The 24,537-nt window shown below is 41.7% G+C and carries 18 protein-coding genes; 1 reads left to right on the forward strand and 17 read right to left on the reverse strand.

Going from position 1 to position 24,537, the window contains the following annotated elements:
* Positions 1–45: 45 nt before the first annotated feature.
* The 10 genes from RIE73_RS04585 to RIE73_RS04630 form a co-directional block, all read right to left on the reverse strand.
* A complete protein-coding gene (locus RIE73_RS04585) occupies positions 46–1,725 on the reverse strand; it encodes a hypothetical protein (RefSeq protein ID WP_446400069.1) in 1,680 nt (559 codons plus the stop codon).
* Positions 1,726–1,735: 10 nt separating this feature from the next.
* Positions 1,736–2,896: a glycosyltransferase family 4 protein gene (locus tag RIE73_RS04590; RefSeq protein WP_446400070.1), complete on the reverse strand. Its 1,161-nt coding sequence runs from the start codon at positions 2,894–2,896 to the stop codon at positions 1,736–1,738.
* Positions 2,889–3,836 (reverse strand): methyltransferase domain-containing protein, encoded by a 948-nt coding sequence (locus tag RIE73_RS04595; protein WP_446400071.1) that lies wholly within the window; start codon positions 3,834–3,836, stop codon positions 2,889–2,891. The genes RIE73_RS04590 and RIE73_RS04595 overlap by 8 nt, the downstream gene beginning before the upstream one ends.
* Positions 3,837–3,846: 10 nt before the next feature.
* Entirely contained in the window at positions 3,847–6,168 is a 2,322-nt protein-coding gene (locus tag RIE73_RS04600; RefSeq protein WP_446400072.1) for a glycosyltransferase, read from the reverse strand.
* A complete protein-coding gene (locus tag RIE73_RS04605; RefSeq protein WP_446400073.1) occupies positions 6,165–7,526 on the reverse strand; it encodes a methyltransferase domain-containing protein in 1,362 nt (453 codons plus the stop codon). The genes RIE73_RS04600 and RIE73_RS04605 overlap by 4 nt, the downstream gene beginning before the upstream one ends.
* 37 nt (positions 7,527–7,563) lie before the next feature.
* A complete protein-coding gene (locus tag RIE73_RS04610) occupies positions 7,564–8,850 on the reverse strand; it encodes an ABC transporter ATP-binding protein (protein WP_446400074.1) in 1,287 nt (428 codons plus the stop codon).
* A 7-nt stretch (positions 8,851–8,857) separates the two neighbouring features.
* Complete coding sequence (locus RIE73_RS04615) at positions 8,858–9,715, reverse strand: glycosyltransferase family 2 protein (RefSeq protein WP_446400075.1); 858 nt, start codon at positions 9,713–9,715, stop codon at positions 8,858–8,860.
* A 44-nt stretch (positions 9,716–9,759) separates the two neighbouring features.
* The gene (locus tag RIE73_RS04620) at positions 9,760–11,553 is read right to left on the reverse strand and encodes a hypothetical protein (RefSeq protein WP_446400076.1); all 1,794 of its coding nucleotides are present in this window, start codon (positions 11,551–11,553) and stop codon (positions 9,760–9,762) included.
* Between the two features lie 79 nt (positions 11,554–11,632).
* Positions 11,633–12,316, reverse strand: a complete 684-nt coding sequence (locus tag RIE73_RS04625; RefSeq protein ID WP_446400077.1) for a glycosyltransferase family 2 protein — start codon at positions 12,314–12,316, stop codon at positions 11,633–11,635.
* 10 nt (positions 12,317–12,326) lie between these two features.
* On the reverse strand, positions 12,327–12,899 hold the full coding sequence (locus RIE73_RS04630; protein ID WP_446400078.1) for a class I SAM-dependent methyltransferase: 573 nt from the start codon (positions 12,897–12,899) through the stop codon (positions 12,327–12,329).
* A gap of 160 nt (positions 12,900–13,059) precedes the next feature.
* Between RIE73_RS04630 and RIE73_RS04635 the strand changes: the two genes are divergently transcribed.
* The gene (locus tag RIE73_RS04635) at positions 13,060–13,386 is read left to right on the forward strand and encodes a hypothetical protein (RefSeq protein ID WP_446400079.1); all 327 of its coding nucleotides are present in this window, start codon (positions 13,060–13,062) and stop codon (positions 13,384–13,386) included.
* Between the two features lie 55 nt (positions 13,387–13,441).
* On the opposite strand, the gene RIE73_RS04640 is transcribed toward RIE73_RS04635, so the two are convergent.
* The 7 genes from RIE73_RS04640 to RIE73_RS04670 form a co-directional block, all read right to left on the reverse strand.
* Positions 13,442–14,662, reverse strand: coding sequence for a hypothetical protein (locus RIE73_RS04640; RefSeq protein WP_446400080.1), 1,221 nt, complete (start codon positions 14,660–14,662; stop codon positions 13,442–13,444).
* Positions 14,663–14,794: 132 nt separating this feature from the next.
* Positions 14,795–16,045, reverse strand: coding sequence for a glycosyltransferase family 4 protein (locus RIE73_RS04645; protein ID WP_446400081.1), 1,251 nt, complete (start codon positions 16,043–16,045; stop codon positions 14,795–14,797).
* Positions 16,046–16,158: 113 nt separating this feature from the next.
* Entirely contained in the window at positions 16,159–17,247 is a 1,089-nt protein-coding gene (locus RIE73_RS04650) for an RNA-guided endonuclease InsQ/TnpB family protein (RefSeq protein WP_446400082.1), read from the reverse strand.
* 87 nt (positions 17,248–17,334) lie between these two features.
* Positions 17,335–20,040 (reverse strand): glycosyltransferase, encoded by a 2,706-nt coding sequence (locus RIE73_RS04655; RefSeq protein WP_446400083.1) that lies wholly within the window; start codon positions 20,038–20,040, stop codon positions 17,335–17,337.
* A gap of 58 nt (positions 20,041–20,098) precedes the next feature.
* On the reverse strand, positions 20,099–21,079 hold the full coding sequence (locus RIE73_RS04660; RefSeq protein WP_446400084.1) for a class I SAM-dependent methyltransferase: 981 nt from the start codon (positions 21,077–21,079) through the stop codon (positions 20,099–20,101).
* Positions 21,080–21,173: 94 nt separating this feature from the next.
* The gene (locus RIE73_RS04665) at positions 21,174–23,084 is read right to left on the reverse strand and encodes a class I SAM-dependent methyltransferase (protein ID WP_446400085.1); all 1,911 of its coding nucleotides are present in this window, start codon (positions 23,082–23,084) and stop codon (positions 21,174–21,176) included.
* Between the two features lie 19 nt (positions 23,085–23,103).
* Positions 23,104–24,390 carry an ABC transporter ATP-binding protein gene (locus tag RIE73_RS04670; RefSeq protein WP_446400086.1) on the reverse strand — a complete coding sequence of 429 codons (1,287 nt, stop codon included), beginning with the start codon at positions 24,388–24,390 and terminating at the stop codon, positions 23,104–23,106.
* Between the last annotated feature and the right edge of the window lie 147 nt (positions 24,391–24,537).

Below are 24,537 nucleotides of genomic sequence, written 5' to 3' on the forward strand. Positions count from 1 at the left end.
GTTTTTGTTTAGTCAATTTTGCTAACATCTTTGTCGATAAACTCTCTATTTCTGAGAAATCGGCGGGGTAAATTGCCACGAAATAGGGACTTCTGGGGTTCCGGCAAATCCCATATTAATCGGATAGACATTGACCTGATAACGTTCTGGACAGGGGAGTAATGTAAACGGCTGCCCTTGTCTTGATAAGGTCGTTGCCATTATTTTTCCCGTTGACGGACAACTTCCTGTAACAATATAACGTTGGTAGGGGGGCTGTATTGGCTTTCCTTTGGGGTTATAAGTTTTTACGTTTATTGAACAGATTAATTGTTGACAGTTTTGTTCTAATTCTATTTCTTTGATATGCATAGGACTAAATTCTATAAATCCCGATTTGACCAGAATTTGACCATAGATGATGCCGACAACAATAGGCAAAATTATTGGTATTAAAAATACGAATTGATTACCCATTGATACAAGGTAACGATAGAAGTTTCCAGGACTTGCTACAAGTGCAAAACACCAGGATACTAACATCATGTTCCGGACAACGCCATATTTTAAATGGGGACTACCAAATGTTGGGCTACAAATATAAGCTAATGTTAAAATCGAACCAACCAGTAGAGGAATTAAAATACTCGGCTCTACCCAGGCTTGATGTTTCCTTTTGACGACTAGAACTATCACGAGTAAAAAGATTGCCGGAATACTATACATTAAGCTAGGAATTTGTAACAAAAATGGCATCCGCCAAGCATCAAATTCAAATCCAAAAATTAGCGGTTTAATTTTATAGCTTTGATCGAGGCTAAAAAAGTTGGGATCGATAAAGACTTGAACAAATTTAACCAAAAAATTATCTGGATAAGTGGTAAATATTTCCCTAGCGAAAGGATTTTGTTCTTTTAAACTAGCATAAAGCAGAGGAACGCTAGTTTGGTGAGTAATGACAAGACTACCGTAAAACGTCACCGCAAAAGATAGAGCAACGACAATTAAATATCCGACAATAGATTTTAAGTAGGTTTTAACACCACTCCTTTTAATCGCGTTAACGCTCACGAAAAATCCCCAAATTATCACACTGATTGATAGGGCAATTCCTTCAAAGGAACGGACTTGGGTAAGAAGTCCCAGCAATAAACCGAAAATACTCAACCAGAGCCAAATTAGTTTAGAGTTACCCTTTTTAAAAGTATCATCAAGATATAGAATAGACAGAATGCCTAACAGTGCCAGTAGGGTAGCGGGGAAATGAGACCAAGGAATGTCAGAGAATGAAACGAAATGGGATGAAAACAATAATATAACTGTATAAATTAAGGCGATTACATTAGAATGGTTTTGAAGGATATATTGCCTTGGCGAAGAAACGCCATGCTCTAATTTTATTGACTTTAATCCTTGACGGGTGCTAATTTTAGATAGCAGAAAAAACACGAGAACTGTTGAGACAAAGGAGAATCGATTCAGTAATACCAAAGCCGCTTGAGGACGAACACCCAGAAACTGAGTCACCAGAACTCCTAGAGTTGTATAACCTGGACCGACTACACCATTTGCTATCAGCCCAGACGGCTGACTTGCTAAAACCTCTTGAAGTGCCTTTAAAAAAACGCTTTGATCCGACCAAGTTACTTGCACCACCTCTCCTTGACCTGAATAAGGCAAGCTCAGAGTAATGACTAAAAGCAATCCGATATAAACTATAGTAGTATTGAATATAGGGTTGAGCATTTTTTGACAATTACCCAATTATTCGCAAATAGTCTTGTTCTATTTTTGACCCCGTATAATGTTCTTGCACAAACGTTTTTCCCTGCACACCTAACTGATTCCTGACTGGCTCATCCATTAAATCTAGAACTACCTGAAACTCATCCTGATTCCTATACCAAAGTCCCCCTTGCGCCCGCCGACACTGTCCGACTAAAACATCACATCGCCCATTAACGAGAACAGGCTTACCTACCGCCCAAGCTTCTAACAAAACCATAGAAAGACTTTCATAAGGCGATGGCATAACTAAAGTATCACAAGCCGCGATCGCATTCCACTTGGTTGGCTCATCCACAAACCCCAAAGCAATGATATCGGGATGCTGGGGAATCGGCATAGTGGGCTTTCCCAGCAAGACTAACTGTCTGGGTCTTGTTTGGTGCGATCGCGACTCGATGAAATAGCGAAACAACTCCTCGCATCCCTTAGACGGATCGATTCTGCCAATATACAACAAAAATGGCTCCTCAATCTTATAGTTGTGCCGAAATGCTGCTGCACTATAAGCATCCGGGGGTTCTACCGCCACCCCCACAATTGGTCCTTCACAGTTAGCATGGGGAAAGCGGGCTTTGAGCAAATCCCGTTCTTCCGGCGTATTAAAGATAAACCCACGCGGTTTCTCAAATAACCTATCCCACATACTCAGATATAGCGTCCACTCATTATGAGCTAAAGGGACTAAATAGGCTTTTTGAGCCACTAAGGGTAAGATAAAATAAGTCGTCGCATATAAATACGTAAAAAAGATAAACGCATCATACTCATCTTGACGGGCTTTGACATAATTTATCAGGTCAGGAGACCAAGGTCCTTGCGCTTGCATCCAAGCTTCCTGTTCCTTGAGCGAGACTGTTTTGAGCCGAGCATAAATTTTATCAGATAACCGATTAAAACTGGCGATATCTCTGGGTTTTGCTACCGGAAACCGCCGCACTTTGACACCCAATACGTCTGACACTCCTGGTGAATAGTAATTCTGCCACGTCATATAGTCCAAAGCACAAGTGGTCAGAATTTCTAAATCCCAGTACCGAGACATCCGTTGAGCAATCTGAAGACAGTGCGATTCCGCCCCCCCATTAACCTCCAATCCGCAGCGTTGAACCACAAAGGCAACTTTAGGCATATTCTAGCTGGTCTTCAGGATAACTTCGGTATAAAAAAGCAGGCTTTTTAGTCCTGGCTTTTCGCTGATTTATTGCTCGCAGAAAAATATATTGTCCTAAATCGAGTTCTCGATGCTTTAAAAAAGGTTTTAATTGAGCGACTGAACAGTAATGATTGGCATGATTTTCATGGACATCCGCCGTAAACATTGCGTCTATTGTAAAACCTAGGTGATTCAGTAATAAATGCAACTCGTGCTTATTATATTCTCGATTGTGTCTGCCATAATAACCATAACCCGAATAGGGGTCGTAAATATTAGCGCCAGCAATCATTTTACTAACGTTTTCTAATCGACTGACATTGGGGGTTGTCAATATTAGTACACCATTTGGCTTTAATATTCGTTTTATTTCCTGGATAACGGCGACCGGATCTATGAGTAAGTGTTCGATAATTTCACAAAAGAGAACGACATCAAATTCGCCATCTTTAAATGGGAATTTTTCAGTTTCTATATTAAAATGGAATGATTCAAGTTTTATGGAACAATGTTTGCCTGTGTGAAAATCTGTGTAGCGTACTTCTTGGACAATGCGATCTGCATGATGAGAACCAAAATAATTGGCTAAGACTAATTCGAGTTGAGTAAATGTTTTGAGCAGCAGAGTTGTGAAATAAGGATTAGCGCCTAATTCTAAGCACTTACCCGATACATCCCTGACTAATCCGTAGGTATAGACAAATCGTCGAAAATCTTGGTCGCAGTAATTCGCCATTTCTTGAGGAGGAGCATCAGTGACTAAAACCGACTTTAAATAATCCCGGAGTTCCGCCTCACTCACTCCTTCAGGCAGAGGTAATTCGGGGTTCAAAGGAAAGACCGTGTTTCCTGTTCTATTTAATGAAGTTTGAAGTTTATGTTTGATTTTTTTGGTCGCTCGAATAATTTTGTTCATTGATGAAAATTTATAAATTTTCTAATTCAACACATAGATTAAGTATCTTTTGATTCACTTGATTTTGGAGAAAACTATCTCGTCTTTTCTGTTGAGCGTTGAGTACAGTCTTTCGCAATCTCCAATCTTTGACCATTAACTTGGCTAAAGCAGCAACCTGAACCCGATCATCTTTAGTGGTAAACAGAATTCCCGCTTCGCCCAAGGTTTCCTGGACAGCACTACTTTTATACGCCAGAACCGGACTATCAAACCACATCGCTTCAACGAATGGTACACCAAACCCTTCATGTTCACTCATCGACCAGAATAGGTGTGCTGTTCGGTAAAATGCTAGCAATTGAGTTTCACTAACTAACCCTGAAACTAAAACATAATCCTTTAAACCGAGTTCTTGTATTCTATTCAGAAGATGACAGTAATAGGGATCATTCACATCTCCCCATCCCGCCAGAATTAGCCTCGCCTCTTGATCCATTGTCAGGTAATGGTAGAATGATTCTACTAGATGAATCTGGCATTTGTTTGGGCTGATACGACCCACAAAGAGTAAATTGGATTTTCCATCCTGCAATTGCTCCATCAACATAGCATCCGCAGGCATATCCCATTTGCTGGGGTCTACGATTATCGGCAACACCCCTGGCTGATGAAACCCAACCGCTGTGAGTTCCGCCGCATTATAGGCAGAATCGCCTACGGATAAGGGAAAGGATTGAGCCAATTGTTTCAGTTGAGTTCGTCCCTTTTCCAGCAGTTGAGCGAATTCGGGTCTGTAGGGGCGAAAAAACTCCGCTGGCGTGATATTATGATAGATTAAGCACTTAGAACCAGGATGGGCGATCGCATAGTCGGTGAGTTCTGAGCCAATCGAATGGTGGTAGATGATCCCAGCTTGCGGGCTAATGTGATTTGGCTTAAATATTTTGGCTTCATGGGCAACTCGCTCATCGATATAGCGAACAAAAATATCTGAATCATAACCACAGCGACGCAGATAATCTCGAATGGTGAGTGCCTGATTTGAGATGGCATCCCCATAAGCTAGATTGGGAAGGAGTTGATGGATTTGCTTTAGTTTTCCCCGTCTTGTCGGCTGTAGAAGCGGTTTGACTGGCTGAGATAATCCCAGGGCGACTTGATACCGTTCAATCACTTTATCCCATACCGCATGCTCTTGGGCATAAGCTTGACCCCTAGCCCCATAGTTTACCCGTTCCTCCTCTGGCATCTGATCAATTTTGGCAAATAATTCTGCCCATTCTCCCTCACTCCCCCCTAGCCAACCCCCTTGACTAGCTTCCACCGCCATCGCTGTTGCTAAACAGTCTCGATTCGCCGCCACGGGTTTCCCGTAAAACCAGGCTTCCATGATTACACGGGAGAAGCTTTCGTTACGGCTGGGTTGAAATAATCCGATACAGTGGGTGAGTAATGCGGCTTTTTTGGGTTCATCTACTACACCCAAATCAATCACACCCTGTTCTGAGTGATCTAATGATTGATTACCTGAACCAGCCAGGACTAATTTCAATGTCGAATTGGGATAATTCGCTTTGAATCTGAGATAAGACTTGACTAAAAAATGTGTGTTTTTTGTGGGATCACGACGCCCTAAGTAAAGAATAAAGCGTTCTGGATTTTCTTTATTTCCCCTATCTGCTAAGGTTTGAGGAGCATCCTGACTAACTTCTATGCCTTCCCCAACGACTACACTTTTAGGAATTATTCCGGAACCATATAACCGTCTCGCCAGTTCAGCTTCGCCGTCGCTATTGAATAATAAACCCTTTGCCTGATGAAAAATAGTCGCAATTTCTGGCAGATAAGCATAAACTTCATCATGCAGACAGGGCTGCAAAAACGCTTGACTGGACACAATAGGCAGTCCGTTTAATATTATTCCATACAGATAAGGAATAAATAGAAACCCTTGATAGCGTTGGGCTTTTTTGGACAAATAATTCAGCAACTTAGGGGAATTAATATTTTCCGAGGCGAAAATAGCTGATTCCCCAGACTTAACCGGATTAACCCCTGGTTTAAGGTGGCAAGGGGGTAAACTTAGCATAACCCGATTCACCTGATCAAACGCCGCGCGATCGCGACGAGTCACTGGAAACCGCCGAATGAGTAACCCCGCCTCCCGACTGACTCCGGCTTTGAGATGGTTTACCGCCCAGTCATCATCAAAGGAACGACAGCAGGTGGTTAGCACTTCAACCTTATCACCACGACGTGCTAAACGGGTAGCTATTTGCCGAGCTTGTTGCTCGGCTCCTCCCATTAGATTTTTACCAAACCAAGGCGTTACAATAGCCAGGGGTTTCATGGTTTGTACCCAATCACTGCATAATCTTGTGAACCGTAAAAATAGTCATTAAAGCGTTCGGCTACTGGAGAACCACTGAGTTTAAACGATTCGTCATAAGCATGGAGATTGATAATGTCCACTTGAGCGAATCCGCTATGTTCTAGCATAAATTTAACTAATGCACTCGGTAAGGGTTTGAGATGACTGGGATCGATGTAAAAATTATGTGTTCCCACTAATACATTCTGGGGATTTGGGGTTTCAAAGAGGACTAATCCTCCGGGCTTTAATACTCTGACACTTTCTTCAATCAGGTTAATTAAAATGGGAAAAGGTAAATGCTCAATCAAGTGAAACCCTATCACCGCACCCAGGCTAGCATCGGGTTGAGATTTCAGATACGTCAATCCATCTGCTTCGATAACATCAAGATTTCTACTTTTACACAACTCTAGCATAACCCGATTAATTTCTACGCCTTTTGCAGTATATCCAGAGTCACCCAGCAACTCCAACCATTCCCCACGCCCACATCCTACGTCTAAAATCGGCGAGTCTTGTGTGCCAATCTCAGCTTCGGCAATTCGCGGTAAGTAAAACCTTAATCGGTCAACTATATCGTCTCGGCTTCCCCGAAATTTATCTTCAAATGCCACATAAAATGAATCGAGTAAATGGTGATTTTCCTGGACAAAACTTTGTAGCTGTTCTCGATCAAAGGGTTCAGGTAATCTCCGATGTGCCTCGTCTAAGAATAGGGTAATCAGGCGCTTTTGTAGAATTAAATCATTTTTGAAGTAACTGTCGTTTCTGATATGACGTTCATCGATAGATTTTACTTTTTCTTGCAGTTCATCGATTGGCTTTACTTTTTCTTGTAGCTCATCGATAGACTTTACTTTTTCTTGTAGCTCATCAATTGGCTTTACTTTTTCTTGGAGTTCATCGATTAAGTTTAGTTTTTCTTGCTGTTTCTCGATAAAATCTATTTTTGCTTGAAGGGCAGTGACTTGTTCAATTAACTGTTGATTGAGCGCGAGAGAGTCTTTCAAGGCTTGAATTAAAGAAAAATTGACGGCACGTTGCTCTTTAAATAAAAACCCATAGAGTTTTAATGAAAACTTTTGGAACCGTCGGCTGATCGTAAAAGGAAAACGATTCAGCTTTTCCGGAAACTCGGTGCGAATTTGAGACTTAGATTCTGCATTATTGAGTAACGCCTGTATTTGGTTGATTAGAAAATGGCTAATTTTATCCCCTGGCTTTTCTGGTAATTTTTCTTTACCGAAGGGTTTATTCTGGCGTTTAGCTACTTCTTGCCGCACTTTCTCCATTAATTCATCAACATCAATTTCCGGGTTGTTGGCTTCAATCATATTAATCCAGGGATTTCAGTAATTTTTGAGTTGAGTCCTACGACTGATCAGAGAGACAAAAAACAGCATTGGCTTTAACCTGAATATTAGCTTGCAAATCGATAACCCCTTCACAATGGTTACCATTGATGACTTCAAACACGACTAAATCATCAATCCAGTCATAACTGACTCCTTCTTCCGAATGAACCCCTACGGTTACCGTATAAACTCCCTTGTGTAAGTAACAGGGAAGCTGAAATCCTACCGTCAATTCCTGTCCCCTGTCAATCTCTGGCAATTGACAGTTCATTAATTTGGTATTTGTGCCATACATTACCAACCCCATCAAGTTTCTAATAGAGATACCAATAACCAGATCGGATAGTTTGGTGTTAACCTTTAATTTAACCAGGATCTGAAACCAAGAACCCGTTTCGATAATGTCTACCGTTTGGTTAGAGATATTGGCAATCTTCACCTCATGGATTACAGCGAGTCGGTTACCATGTCTGTGTTCCTGTAGTTTCGGGTTTGACTGAGTTTCAGCTTGGCGATGATTCAACTCGAGTCTTTCTGTCGGCGAAAGACTTTCTGGATTATGGCGTGGGTTGTCTGAACTCAATAGCGCTGTATAATGATCAATAACTCCTTTAGGCTGACCCACCTCAATGATGGAACCATAATTCATCAGGGCGGCGCGAGTGCAGAGCATTTTCACGCTAGCTGAATCGTGGGAGACAAACAGAATGGTTACCCCTTGCTGTTTAAGCTGGCGAATTCGCTTCATACAACGCGCCTGGAACCGGGCATCACCAACGGCTAAGGCTTCATCTACAATTAATATCGTGGGATCGATATTCGCCACCACAGCAAACGCTAACCGGACAACCATTCCACTGGAATAGGTTTTAACGGGTTGGTCGAGAAAATCACCAATGTCAGCAAAAGCCGCAATCCTATCAAACTTCGCGGCTATCTCTGCTTGACTTAATCCCAGAATTTGACCATTAAACAAAACATTTTGACGCCCGGTAAATTCTGGGTTGAACCCACTTCCGAGTTCCAATAAGGCGGAAACTCGACCCTTAACCCACACCTCACCTGTGGTTGGTGTCAGCGTTCCGGCGATAATCTGCAACAGGGTACTTTTCCCTGAACCATTTTGTCCGACAATACCTAGAGTCTCACCTTGGTCAACCTCTAGGTTAATATCGCGCAATGCCCAAAACTCTTGGGCGCGACGTTTTCCTGGCAGTACTATTTCTTTAAGTCTGTCTAGGGGACGATTATAGCGCTTATAGCACTTGGATACATTGGTTAGGGAAATCGCCATTTCACTCATCACACCACTACGCTTTTACTGACAGCACTCGCTTCAGATAGGAGACTATGCCCGCTAGTTTACCAAACGCCGTTTTAGGTTTGAGAACGAGTAAGATAAAGGCATGGAAGAGAAGGCGTCCAAATCGCATCAGCAAAATCCATTTGCTGGTGTACCGTTCTAAAGTGAGTAAGTAGCTGTAGGTGCTATGCTTATATTTTTGAGCGATATGGCGATTTGTAATTGATGAGGGTTGGTGAATGACTGCGAGTTGAGTGGTAATGGCAATTTGATGACCCTGCATGGCATAACGGCGACAGAAGTCGAAGTCTTCATAGTAAAGAAAGTAAGCCGGATCAAACTGGGGGCACGTTGGAAAGTGGCGCAGGTTGAGAAGTAAGCTACAGCCACTCACCCAGTCACAGGGTATATAAGAGGCTTCTGGATCACAGGACAGTAAGTCTAGGGAAACAATAGCACCACGTTGAGGCACAAATCGACCGCCAGCGAACCAGATATCGCCAGTAGGGGTATAAATGAGGGTGCCGAGAATGGAAACGTCGGGATGGGCTTGAAAGAAAATAGGGACTTTTTCCAGGGTATTTTCGGGCAGATAGGTGTCAGGGTTGATAATCCAGACTATTGCATTGGCGTTTTGAGAATAGATCCAGTGTAGTCCCAGATTACAAGCTTTGCCGAAACCCAAGTTAGTTGGGGCTTGCAGAATCTGGAGGGATGGCGTCTGAAGTTGTTGAAGCGTTTGGTCATGGATTGAGTTATTAACGATGACAATTTTGTAAGGAATGTCTAGGTTAGTTGGAATTGAACGGATAAGTTGCTCAATTAGCGAGGTTGAATAGTAGTTAACTGTAAGGAAGTAAATCACATAAAGTGAAAGTAATAAGCACAATCAATCATAAATTTTATAATTTATTTAACTATAATTTGCAACTTATATGGATTATGGGAATTTTCCGGAAAATCAACATTATTATGAGAGACGAGTTCAAGAATCATATCGTATACTCCTGGTTGATCAGGACTAACAACCGTTCCAATTGCCTGTGTTGTCTCGCCTTTACTTATGCGACCAGATACATATAAATCGCTTTCTTTGACTAAATTTTCTTGTGTATTGTAAAAACTAACTTTGACGCGAATTTCTCCTTTATAAATCGCCGACTGATAACCAAACCATTGTGACAAACCTGTATTTTTAACTTGAGCTTTTAGTAAAAATCCGGAATGGGCTGGCAATTGCAACTTTTTATTTGTATTTTTTTGATTAGCAAAGGTTACCGACTCTATAGTCCCACTAAGACCATTAATATATTTTTTACTCTCTACAGGAGGAGAAAATATCCTGTAAAATAATGCTTTTGAGTGTCTCTCTATCTGATTATCTTTTAATTGCCAGAGTCTAGACCTATAAACATCTACATTAAGAGGAGAACCATTCCAATACACACCCCTATTGCCAAATGCTCCTACTACCTGAGTAAACAAAGAAAACATCAGAAGTGATAAAAATACAAAAGAACTAACGTTTTTGGGTTTATGGGAAAAAAGTCTGTTTGTTACATTACCTAGAGAGTAATTCATCAGATAGCAGGCAACAGGCATAATATCTGTCATGAATCTTGGCCCATAACTATGTCCAGCCCACCAAACGGTATAGAAACAGTAATTTAAAAATAACAGGATAACAGCAGTAGTCATACACAGGATTAATTGCTCATCTTTCCTAAATCTCAGTTGAAATACTTTATAAGCTCCGACCAAAGAGTATATTAGGATTGGAGAAAAAAATAAAACACCCCGACTGGGGCTTAGTAAAGTACCTAATGAAGACTCTAAAAAAGTATTTAGGGTAAATGAATAGTAAGATTGACCAATATTTGAGTATCCTCCTGTTAAGTTGCCAAAATAATAAAAATTCCACATTAAACCTGGCAATATGGACAGCATTCCTACTATAAAAAAAACAGATTTATATTTATTTATTACTAAACAATAAACCAAAGCTGCAATTAAAAACAATGTGCTTGTTGGACGAATTATAGGCAGCAATCCACCCATAATACCCGCGCCAATTAAAAATAAAATTTTATTTTTCTTAACGTTAGTGTGATTTAGTTTGAGGAAACATAAAATAATAATTATAACCGCTAAATTAGATGAACCATGTTGCCATAACCCTTGTGAACTTGTCATCCATGTATTTGTGGTGAAAGCAAATATAAAAGTTGAAGTAACTGAGATTTTATCGCTGAATTTCGATTTTGAGGCTAAGTAAAACATAACAACAGACGTTGACGTTACTAGGGTTGCTGCCAGCTTTTCAAAAAATAATCTATAGGGTTCAAAATCGGCATGAGTTAATTCAACTGGAATGTTAAACACCTTTAAAAAACCATAAAAAATCAAGTATATAGGCGACGTTAAAATTGCCGTACCTATAGGATAAACAGATGTTAAATGTCCGTTAGGGGATTCTCTAAAAAAACACTCTAAACAAGAATCACTGGCAAAATAACTTGTACTAAATGAATCAAAATTTAACGTTTTATTTTCTAAAAAATTAAATATTAAAAGCGAGTTAGAAACTGTATCACCTGCGGCAATAGTTCGATCATTTATCAAGTAAACTGTAAAACTAATCAAAAAAACAAGCAGGCATTTGACTTTTGGTGTAAACGTATTCCAGTTGAATTTAAATTTCATTAATTTATTGAATAAAATTATAGACAAATTACAAACATTTAAATTCAAATAGCACAGCATAGAATAAAAATATTGATCATTAAATATTGTACTTTAAAATACAAAATATAGCTATAATTCCATCTTTCCACCCGATTTTTTTTCCTTCTTTATAGGTACGACCATAATAGGATATACCAACTTCATAAATGCGACAATTCATTTTCGCTACCTTGGCTGTTATTTCGGGTTCAAAGCCAAATCGATTTTCTTGAATTTTGATTGATTGAATAATCTCTCGTCGAAATGCCTTATAGCAAGTTTCCATATCGGTTAGATTTATATTCGTGAGCATATTAGAAAAGGTGGTTAAAAACTTATTACCTACCATGTGCCAATAATATACAACTCGGTGAGGTCTACCTCCTTGAAAGCGCGAGCCAAAAACAACATCTGCTTTCTTCTTAAGGATAGGATCTATCAGGATAGGATATTCTTGAGGATCGTATTCTAGATCGGCATCTTGGACAATCACAATGTCTCCCGTTGCAGCGGCAAATCCGCTCCGTAAAGCGGCTCCTTTACCTTGATTTTTCCGATGATAAATGACCTGGTCAACCTGTGCTTCTATTCTTGATTGTAGGAGTTCTCGTGTACCGTCTTTTGAACAGTCGTCAACTATGATAATTTCTATATCTATAACGGGAGCTGCTTTTACGGCTTCAACCACTTGGCAAATTGTTCCTAGTTCGTTATAGCAAGGTATGACAACTGATAGTTTCATGTTGAAATAGTTACTTACCCTTAGTTACAGTACAGAAATTATTCATCCCCAATTGAAAGTATTGGTGATGAAAATTTTGGAATCCAATTTCATCTATCAAAAGTTTTTCAAGAAGCTGACGAGTATAGTATCTTTTATGGTCTCGAATTTCTGCTTCACTGACTATCCTTAGTCGATAAGCCAAAAACTCTAGTATGGGTTGAGACCAGATAGATGGAACCGTAATAATAAGTTTACCTCCGGGAATAAGAATTCGATAAACTTCTTGCAAAATCTCCTTTTCATATTCAATATGTTCCAAAACAGCAAGCATTGTAACGACATCAAAACTCGAATTTTCAAAAGGCAAATAATCACTTAGTATTATTTGTTTAGTTGTGATATTTTTCCATTGAGAGAACTGCACTTTAAAGTCTACACCTATTCCATGTCTTATGTAACTAGATATAGATCTTAAAAAAGCGGCTGAATTGCCACAACCAATATCTAGTAAAGTAGAGCATTTCGGAATATAATATTTTACTCTTTTTAATCTCATCTCTCGCAAAAGCGGCTCTAATAAAGGTTCTTTTATTTTTTTCATGGCTTTAATGGAAATCTGTCTTAGGGAATTTAATAAAATGATGCAAGATTATTTATAGTATTGATAAATACAATAAAAACAATAATCAAATGTCTGGCTAACCCCCTGATTACTGATTGAACAAATAATTAATCCGAATTCTACCGTAAATTTCTGTCCAATGTCAACTTCTGGCGGGAGTCCCGACTTTCGCCTCACTGTCCGCCCTAAGCGTGGAATTGGAGCAATCATTGAATCAAAGCACCAAAAAATGTGCTTTAATCAAGTCGAGAGTTATGCTACTGCCATGAAGCCAGAAATAGATTTAGATTTAGATTTAGATTTAGATTTAGAGCGTCTGCCACAGTTGCCCCGCTCAGAACTGGTTAAGATAGTCGTGCAGCAGCAACTGGTAATTGAGGGGTGTTTGACCGGATATGATATCACTGGAGTTCAATCAATCTTAGAAAAATCCGAAGTTCTCCGGGTCAGAAGAACTTCGGCTTAACAGAACTTACATTAAGGTAGAAGCTAAAATAGCTTCTATGCAACTGAATCAGGCATTAAATGAGTATAAGTGCTCCAGGTGCGTCAGGAAAAGGCAATGCTAGCAAATCTGTAACACCTTCAACACGTCCAACTAGATCTCCCGAGAAGAAAATGTTGAAATTACCGTTAGAGGGATCAAAACGGTAATCACTTATTGAACCCGCTAACGTAATAATATCTTCACCCCTTTTAAAGTTCTTAATTGTAGCGAAGTCAGCATTGCCACGACCGACATAAAACGGTTCTGACAAAACAGTTGGGGCAATAAGAGTAGGTACTCCTAGTTCAAATACATCTACTCCTACACTACCCACAAGGGTATCAAATTCGCCAACTCCAAAACTAACAAAGTTAACATCTGCCCTGATGAATTCTCCATTTTCAAACACCCTTGTCGGCTCAACTGCAACTCCTGTAATTACGTTAAATCCATCCTCCAAACCTCCAAACCCAACAACCAAATCACTGCCTGAAGTTCCACCAAAAACTGTTGGTCGCCCTTCAAATTGTCCAAATTCATTGTAATGCTCCAAACCTGAGCCAAATCCTCCAGCATTAACGGCAGCGGCTACATCGGGATTATCTAAGAGATAGAATTCTTCATTGAAACCAAACGGTACTACAGCACCTGGCAAGGCTCCACGACGATTCTCTAACTGTCCATGCAGGGCAAAGTGATGCAAGCCGGAACCAAAAGCTCCACCAGCCACAGCCGATGCCACGTCAGGATTGGCAGCTAAATACGCTCCCTCATTCCAGAATGTTGAGCTGATACGACCTTCCTGTAAACCAAACTGCTGAAAATGGTCAAAGCCAGAGCTGAAACCACCAGCCGCCACCGCAGCCGCCACATCTGGGTAAATTGACAGGTAAAAACTTTCGTCAAAGATAGAGAAAGAACCAGGCGGTACTACTGCATCTGAAGCAACTCCAGCCCGATTCTCGAACTGTCCGTGAAAGGCATAGTGTTCCAGTCCAGAGCTGAAACCACCAGCCGCCACCGCCGCCGCCACGTCTGGGTTAGCGTCTAAATAGGTTTGCTCATCATAAGACGACGAAATTGCCACCCGACCTTCGCCCAGACCATGTTTAAGAAAATGTTCTCGCCCAGAGCCAAAAAACCCAGCCGCCACAGCAGCAGCAACATCGGGGTAAGTGGCTAAGTAAACACTTTCATCAAAGAGTATGTCAACCATGGGATTCTCCTGATTTAGATATGGCGTATTTGCCTGCATCCATATATCTCTGACTGAAGCAGACTTATGCAGTTTTGTGGAAAACCGCTATGGTTATATAGTGGGACTTCAACAAATGCTTCGGCTAAAATCACCTGTAATTCAGTCATGACATTAATTACTGCAATTAGATTAATTAACTAGGTTTTGTGATCTCTTACTGGCTTCAACGTAAACTTCTCGGAAATTTTTAGCTACGGTTGACCAAGTATAGCGGGAACGTACTTTCTGACGCCCAAATTCTGCCAATTGGTTTGCCCAGACAGGATTAGTTAAGAGCATGATGATTGCCTCGGCTAACATTTGCTCGCTTTGATAATCCACTAATAATCCATCTTTTCCTGCCTGAATGACCCAGGGAACGGCTCCTCTACGGCAACCAATTACAGGTTTATTAGCTGCCCAAGCTTCCAAAAACGCTATCCCAAAAGACTCGTAACCCGATGGATAAGCAAATACATCGACGGCGGCAAACAAAGCAGGTTTTTCTTCATTCGAGAAATTATAATGCAATGTAATTTTATCTTGCTCCTCTTTAGACCAGGATTGAATAAGTTGCTCCAATCGCGCTGCAAACATGGTACGTGCCCCGGCAATTAATAGATGAGCATCAGGCACAACTTGCCATACAATTGGCATCGCTTTCAAGATTGTATCTACGCCTTTATGACCCCCCAACTGACCGATAAACCCTACTACTGGTTTATGGTCAAAACCCAGCCGCTGTTTGGCTTCATCTGAGGAAACTTGTGCAAAGGGTTCTGGATCTACTCCCAGACCTACTACGAATACACGTTCTGGGGATGCCCCCTGTTGAATTACATAATCGGCTTCAAATTTTGTATACGCAACATAACCAGTAGACTGTTCAATAGCACGATAGATCATGGGACGCTGATATCCCCAATCATCCTCCGGATGTAAACCGCCATAGAAGACACAAGGGCGTCCAGTTTCTTGAGCGCTGCCTAAAGCAGAAAACATGTGTAATAAAGGAAAAGAAGAGGCAGCAATAAGGTCAGCCGGAAATTCTCGAATAGCCTGCCTTAACCCAGGAATGATCGGTCCTCCAGAAATTGCCCGCAAATACTCATTCTTGGGTAAGCGCAGACGATACGCCAATGCCTGAGGTCGTCGAAACATCTGGCTGATGTGGCTGTAAACGGGAAAGCGCCTGACGTTTACCCCATTAATTTTCTCCCAGCCTATGGGCATACGGGGTAACTTTGGATTAAAGAAACCCTCTCCGTTATAGCGATTCGTCGTAAAAACAGTTACCTCGTCACCAAATTGCTGAACCAACTCTTCCGAAACACGCTGGATCAGCCATTCAGTACCGCCAATGGCTGGGGAATAACCTTGAGTAATATGTAATATCTTCATAAACCGTTACATAAGACCTACCCAAAGTTACCCACGAATGGACATCCTTGGAACTTACTTCCTGCTTCATCCTGGCAGTGACGGCACTTAACCAGTCCACAGGCTAACACCACCTAACTGGCGGCTTGCTCTAAATTGAGCGATGCGTTCAAATCTCGGTCGCACTCAAACCCACAGTTGTCACAGCGGAAAACTCTCTCAGATAAGGGCATTTCATCCTTTTCGGTGTGGCATCTTGAACAGGTTTTAGTCGAAGGATACCATCTGTCAACCACGATTAAGGTTGACCCGTACAATTGGCACTTGTACTCTAACTGGCGTTTGAATTCCCCAAATCCCATATCCTGAATGGCTTTAGCTAATTTATGATTAGCCATCATGCCGGACACATTGAGGTTCTCTATTCCTATCCGGCTGTGGTTTTGGGCTAAATAGGACGTGAGCTTGTGTAATGTATCTTTGCGAATGTTAGCTATTTTTCGATGGAGTCTAGCTATCTTGATTTGGGAAGACTTCCAGTTAGTTGAACCAATTTGTTTATGACGGTTTAGCCATTGCATACGTGAGAGTTTTTTGGAGTACTTCCGATAACTCTTAGCGCCTTCGACCACGATACCTGTAGATAAGACGGCTAGCGCTTTTATACCTAAATCGACTCCCACTACAGGGTGGGGCTTGGGGCGGTTGACTGGATCATATTCCAGCTTGAAGCTGATAAACCATCGGTCAGCCGTTCTGGATAGGGTAACAGATTTGGGCTGAAAACAAATGGGTAATTGTTCATACGTCCTCAGCCAACCAATGACCGGGACTCTGATTTGAAAATGGTCAAGTTTGATTGAACCATCTAGGGTGAAGCTATCACCCCGCCCCTTTTTCTTGAACCGAGGTGGCTTGCTTGTTTTCTTGAATGCCCGTTTCCAGGCTTCAACTAATTGCCTGAGTGCGTACTGCGGAGCGCATTTGCTCACCTCATAGTACCAAGGACATTCCGGCTTGACCAGCGCTACCAGCCACTTGTGCAGATCAATCCCAGTGGGAAATTTGATTTGATCAGATGGATTATCCTGATTGTGGTCAAGTATCTGTTTGGTCAAACCTAGCCCCCAGTTCCAAGCATGACGGGCAACGCCTGCGTGCTTGGCTAATGCGGTTCGCTGCTTGTTGTTCAACTTCAATTCAGTTTTGAGCCCTAACAGCATCACTGTACATCCTTGATAGCTTGCGTCATTCCGTCAATCAATCTTTTATTTTTCCTATGTCCAGGAATTCAGTTACAGTTCTTTACCCTACAGGCGTACCAGCTTCTGCTGAAGTTTTTGCCGGAGTCGAAATAGGAGAACTTGAAGACCATCCGTGCGCCAAATTTCGATCGCACGCGCCACCCTTCCCCGTCTAAGTGCCGCTGTTGGCAGGGTTACGGATAGGTTACGCAAATGGCGATCAGGAGCTTGTTCTCCTTGCCAGCAATAGCGACGAAGGGGTTCGACGACTTGTGACCAACAAAACGAGTCTCGGAAAGGTTCATAGGCTGAAGCCCAGCTTGATTTGGGTTTGTCTAACATTTCTGTTAATGCCTGTGCTAGTGCTTCCACATCCAAAGGAGGCACGACTTGCCCCACACCGTATTGGCTGATCCATTCACTGGTTACGTCACCCTCACTGACCAGGACAGGTAAACGTGCCCAGAGATAATCCAAGATCCGAGTCCGAATTGAATAGCGGGTTTCCACGTAGGGGGGATGAAGTGTCACACCAATATCTGCCTCACACAATAACGCTTCTCGCTGATCATAAGCTAACCACTCATAGAAGAAAATTGTACGCTCTTTTTCACCAATTTCAGTCGCCAAAGCAAGTGTCTGATCGACCATTTTATGGCGTGGTACTAGAGGATTGGGATGGCGTGTGCCGACAAAAACCAACCTGGCTTTGGGATGCTTTGCCACCACTTGAGTCCAAGCCTTGACTAAAGTTAGGGGGTCTAGCCAATCCCAAATTCCGCCCCACCACAATACAATTTGGGCATCCTCTGGGAATGCGGGGTGTATGCCACGTAGCATGGGAGTTGATCGCGGTTCTTGGTGGGGAAAGCCGATGCCGACAACATCAATCAAGGAGCGCAGCGTCGGATCTTGGGCAAACGTATGGGGATTAATACGTCCATTCGATGCTAATGTACCCATCCAGAAATCCCGTTGGCGATCGCTGCCACAAATAAAAAAATCGCCTAAGCGGGCTAAACTATTGGTAATATCTACGGCTTTTTGATTGAAGCTTTCCTGGACGGCAATCGGTTCGTTGAGATGGTAGTGGAAGTTTTCTAGGATAAACGGATCATAAAGATCCACAACGATGCGAGTCTGAGTGAGTTGGAGAAACGGGAATTGTTCGATCATGTAGCCAGAAACTAATGCCACATCGCTGTTTTCTACCAGCAGGTGTAAACTTCCTGGACGCTCCAACCAGTAACGGACTAAACGCAGCTCCGGAACGTCCAAGTCAGTGTCAGAGGGGACAGCGAGGGTTACGTCCATATCGCTGCTTAAGGCACGCGCCATCTCTAAATAACGCATTCCCGGACCCGCCATTTTGGTATTGACCACATCATTACTGACAATCAGTAAATGAGGGCGGCGTTGGCAAGCTTCAAATTCTGGCATGGGTCGTGTCTGGTGCGATCGCAACAGGGGTAAGTAATGATACAGTATCGAATCCCAGGTGAGTTCTGGCAACCCTTGCCAGACGAGTCCAGAGGGCATACCGTCTTGTAAAGCGAATAATTCGTCATCGCCACGAGAACGACGCGCCTGCAACCTTCGCCGTTCAGGGAACAGCATGGGCAGGTTCTGGCAAAAATCCCACCAGCCAGCGAGATACGCCAAAGCCGTAGACCACTGACGCTGGTATAGCGATCGCGAAAAGTTGACCCAATCTTCTACTATATAGTTGCGGAAAAATTTTCTCAGGTAAGGAACCTCTAAAATCTTTCCCGCAAAGCGCAAGCGACCATGTACGACCCGACGCAGTTTACGAGCTGTTAACCCATTGTCTTCACCGGAAGGAACTTTACTGCCAAAAGCATGATAAACGACCGCTTGGGGAGCAGCACGCACCGTGTAGCCTAACAATCTTGCCCGATAGGACCATTCACTGTCTTCGTAGTAAAGCGGAAACGCTTCATCCACCGAACCGACAGCATCCCAGGCGGAACAGGGAATCAGGGTAGCCGCGAAACAGGCGGAGGGAACTTCATGCCAATCGTCAAATTGACCCAAATCTAGATGTCCTATGGCATTATCTGTTCCCCAGGAAAACGCTTCCACTCGGTTCCCCAAGCCATTGAGAAAAGCAGGCGCCCACCAAAACTTAAGTTTGGCAGCGACAGCCGCACAGCAGGGGTCACTTTCTGCCACAGCAACCATCTGCGCCACAGCATCAGATTCTAGCTTGATGTCTGGGTTTAAAACCAGAAAGTAGGCTCCCTCTGCTACAGCCACTCCTTGATTAAGCGCATAGGCTAGTGAGCGAGCTTTTTCTATACCTAAACGTTTGACATCGGGATAATTGGCTTTTAACCACTCTACTGAGTCATCAGCCGAGCCATTATCTACCACAATAATTTCTAGGGGCGAATAGGTCTGAGAAAAAAGAGACTGAAGGCAATCGTCCAACCAATCCCGGCTATTGTAGCTCACGATTATGGCAGAAACTAAAGCCCCTGAAAAGGATTTTAGTGGCTGAGGTTCCGGTGGGGCTGGTCTGATCAGCAGTCCCGCTTCCGCTAAGCAGGCTAGTGCCGCACTAATAGCGTTGGATGTGGCTCCTTGAGCTTGAAAATTAGCGACAATCTCGTCTAACTCGCGATCCTTCGCTTGCTGCCATAGAGAAAATAAAACAGCATCCAGTGCGATTTTGCCCCCCTCAGGTGTGGCAAGAAGAGGGCGATCATCAGAATAGATAGTGGTTTCCGAGGGGTGCTGGTACTTGATCACGTTTTCAACACTGACTGCTTTCCTTAGCTGAATAATTACTAACCAGATACTTGCCTTTCTAATCAGCTAAAGGTTTTTTCAACAAGTAAACATCTTGCGGCGGATTGCCTAAAGCGCCTGCTGGAATAAAATCCACTACGATTAGATTTTTAGCTAGCTTTTCCCGTACATACCTCTGTGGATGAAACGCCGCACATACATTTGTACCTTCTTGTTCTCCTCCATAGACTACTAATTGCCCCTGATTAAACAGTTCCCGCCCCTCTGGAAATAGATGGGAAGTACACTGCTCTCCATGGGTGGTGATCAGAAGGTAGCCCCCTGGTTGTAAGATTCGGGTCAGTTCCTCTATCCAAAAAAACTGATTAGCTTCAGTTAGATGAGTAAACACTGACAAAGCATAGATGAAATCAAACTGCTCATTTTCGTATTCAAGCTTGCCAACAAGATTATTCGTTTGAAAGTGGGCAAAGGTTAAATTTTTCTTGCACCACTCAATTAAATCGGGATTATAGTCCGTACCGTATACAGCGGTTTTTTCTAACCTGTTCCAGTAGCGGATCGCTCTTCCCACGCCGCAACCAAAATCCAGAATTGAGCTAAAGTTCTCAATCTGGAGTCCGTTTTTCTCTAAGGTATCCCGTATGCTTTGGGCAGCTAAGGCTCCTGACTTAAGAAACCAGGAGGCGTCATAGGAACCTGTAACGAAATGGATCAAGTGGGGAGGAGGAATGGGGGGTTCTCCTGCTAATTGCCCTCCCTGTGGCGATCGCCACGCCGTCTGCTGCCAAAACTTAAGCCTTTCTAGGGCTGTAGCCGTAGCTGGATTGGTTAACCCTAACGTTTGTTTCAGACTAAACCATACTTTCCGCAATTTCCAAAACTTGCTACTTTCCATGGCTATGATAGTAGCCTTAGCTTGTATTAAATCAGCTTGAGTTTGTTGCAGTTGGCTTTTGGTGAGTTCCAGCTCAGCTTGAGTTTGTTGCAGTTGAACTTGGAGGCGATTCAAGTCAGTCGGCGTTTGTTGGGTTGGCATAACGTCTAGATTCACTTTAATTCGTTAGGGGTAAATTCGCAGGAGTTTTAGTTCAGTTTTAGTCTGTTGGCGTTCAAATTGCAACACTTCTGTCTCACTCATCTACTGATAAGCCAATTTTGGGTTTAAATCGAAACCACAGTTGCCGCAATTTCCAAAATTTACTGCTTTCCATGGCTTCAATTCTAGCTTGGCTGTGTTGCCATCTAATAGAGATATGTTGCACTTCTTCCTGAGTGGTTTGAAGTTGAATCTGAGTGGTTTGGAGTTTGGCTTCTAATCGGTCTAGCTTTTTGGAAATCAAATAGGCTGTCGGAGGCGTGTTGATAATTTTTAAATAACTATCAAAGTCCATTGAAGCTATATAAGTTGTTTGTTTTTGTAAATAAAATTCTATTTCTAAAAAACAGGCTTGCTCTTTTGGCTCTATTCTTAAACCTAGTAAATTTAGACAAAATTCCAAGAATTCGGCAAAATTATTATCTTCAATAAAACTATCTAAAGCATTATCTATCCAGGGATATATTTCCTGAAAAACATAAATCAAACCTCTAAAAATAATAAAATTAATCGGTATAGTTTTACCGTAATCCCACTCCCTATCTACATAAATAACTGTGTCATTTTGATCCACTATCAAGTTCCAAGGTGTGCTATCTATATATAAGCCCGGTAAATCTGTTTCACTCTGAGTTAGCCGTTGAGCTTCTTGAAGCAAAAACTCGTGCCATCTTTTTAGAATACACTTCAAAGATTGCTCAACTTGTAGCTGATTAGACATTACAGATTGAATCAACAACTCCATTAGCGTTACCCCCTGAACAAACTCAGTTGTTTCACTAGGGTAGTGCTTCAAATCATTATTTATTTCTTGGGGTACAGCCACTAGTGCTGGATGAAGTGGTTCACGCTTTACCCATAGTGAATCCCCACTTCCTTCCCGCAAACTCACCTGAGTCATATAGGGTTTTTGTCGCGTCACACTACACTTGTAGGCAATTACATCTGAGTATAGATACTTATCAATAGTTTCTGAGGATGTACCTGCCAAAACTAAAAATGAGTTACTCATTTGAGGTAATAAACCATTTGTCTCTATTTGTTTAGCCACCAAAAACTCATTAAAACTTTCTAGTTTTTGGCGATAATAGTCTCTTGAGTTTTTGTACCCCAACCATTGATAGAGAAAAGGATTATAGTGCTGCTGATACTCATCCTGTTCATCGAGACGAAGCACCACATTAGGCAGTTTATAATCAGGAAATGGATACAAAAACTGAAAACTTTCAAAGCCTGCTGACTTAAGTAGATTCTCTAACTCTTTTTTGCCAAACGTTTTCACGTTTTGCTGTCTGACATATCCTTCTATACCATCAAACGGCACACCTGTGTGATCTTCTGAGCATCCAGCAAAATATTTAAGTCCTAGTTTATTTTCTATGGCTAAAAGCAAAATACCGTCATCTTTTAAATAACGCTTGGCTATCTCCAGAGTCTGCTGATAAGGATTGTGTGACTGAAGGTATAACCCACTATATTCAACGACTCCAATTAAAGTAACGATATCAAATTTCTCGGCAAATTCCAGATTCTGAAAGTTAGCCACAACAACCTGAACATTATCCAAATCTCGGCATCGCAAAGCAGCAATTTCTGCTCGTTTTCTGCTACCTTCTACAGCAATAACCTGAGAAACAGTTTCACCCAAGTATCGAGTAATCGCACCACAACCCGCTCCCAATTCTAATACAGACTGACTGGGTTCTAACTTTAATGGGCGCAGCAAAGTACTGCGTTTAGGACTTAAATGATACTCAGATGACCAATTGCTTATGCAGCTTGCTAGTTCTGTAGAAGATGAACTCAAATCTGAAGCTTGCTGTAAGCAGTTTTCTATGTAGATTTCTTCCTCTAGTCCATCAGAATATGTGAGTTCAAATCCTTCTTGATTGGATAGCCATATCTTTGAATCATGCTTTTTAGAAAAATCTTTTGGGTATTGCATTAGCATTCTAGTCGCGTTGTTATTTGGCAATAATACAATCCGATTGTTCAATTTCTACATAAATTTTACTATTAAGATTGACGACACCCTGACTCATATCATTAGATAATGGCATGATTTTCAAATGAATTACATCATATCTTCTATCAATTGGAATAATTTTACCCTCTTGCAAAGACACAAAACCAAATGAAAGGAAATAGTCTCCTGTACCGACCATCAGGTACTGATCAAAGGTGATATTAACTAAGCTGCCAGAATTGATTTTTGGTATTTTTATATTCTTAAGATAGGTATTGGTAACGTATATATCTTCACCTTTAGCATCTTTCAGCGTCATAGCAAATAAGGAATTTACCACTAAATCTTTAACTAGAATAGTTACTCTGGCAATCATCCTTTCACAAGACGTAAAGGTCAATGTTTCTTTCCCTTCACTATTTTCGATGTGTATGTCCTGAATTTCGCCTTGATGACTACCATATCGATATTCTAATGGTCTCCGCTGTTCCGATAAGGTGCTTAAACTGGATGCTAGCTCCTGTTGATAGGTCAAAACAGTTGTTCTTTCATCTTCGGGGAATAAAAGCCTTGTGTAGTGATTTATTACAATATTGGGAAAGGCTTCTATGATTTTTTGACCTTGACTTAATAGCATAGCTTTTTGACAGTATCGCTTAATGGAATTACTGTCATGAGAAACAAACAGAACAGTGACTCCCTTTTCTTGCAATTCTTTGAGCTTAAGAAAGCATTTTAATTGAAACTTAGCATCACCCACAGAGAGCGCTTCATCAACAATAAGGATGTCAGGATCGACATTAATTGCCACCGCAAATGCCAGCCTAACATACATGCCGCTGGAGTAAGTCTTTACAGGTTGGTCGATAAAGTCACCAATATCGGCAAAATCAGTAATGTGTTCAAATTTATCTTCAATCTCTTGCTTACTTAACCCTAAAAGTCGTCCATTAAAAAATACATTTTGCCGTCCGGTAAACTCTGGATTAAATCCACTTCCCAACTCTAATAAAGCGGAAATCCTACCATTGACAACAACTTCGCCACTGGTTGGCGTCAGAGTTCCCGCAATAATTTGTAGGAGGGTACTTTTTCCGGAGCCATTAGGTCCGACAATCCCAAAGGTTTGCCCCTTGGGAATTTCTAAGTTAATATCTCGTAATGCCCAAAACTGATCCGCTCTACTTTTTCCGGGAAGTAAAATCTCCTTAAGTCGATCAATAGGATGATGATAGCGCTTAAAGCACTTAGAAATGTTCTTTAGAGAAATCGCAATTTCACTCATTGAGTTTTTCACTCACACACTCACACTCACACACTTTTATGTACCCAACTAGGTACACCCATCAGGATTATATCCCTTCTCTGCTAGAATTTTAATCTGATCCCCGTAGTCTTCAACTCGAACATGACCCGATAAGCCATTGACAAA

The sequence above is a fragment of the Coleofasciculus sp. C1-SOL-03 genome (assembly GCF_040220555.1).
GTDB lineage: Bacteria > Cyanobacteriota > Cyanobacteriia > Cyanobacteriales > Coleofasciculaceae > Coleofasciculus.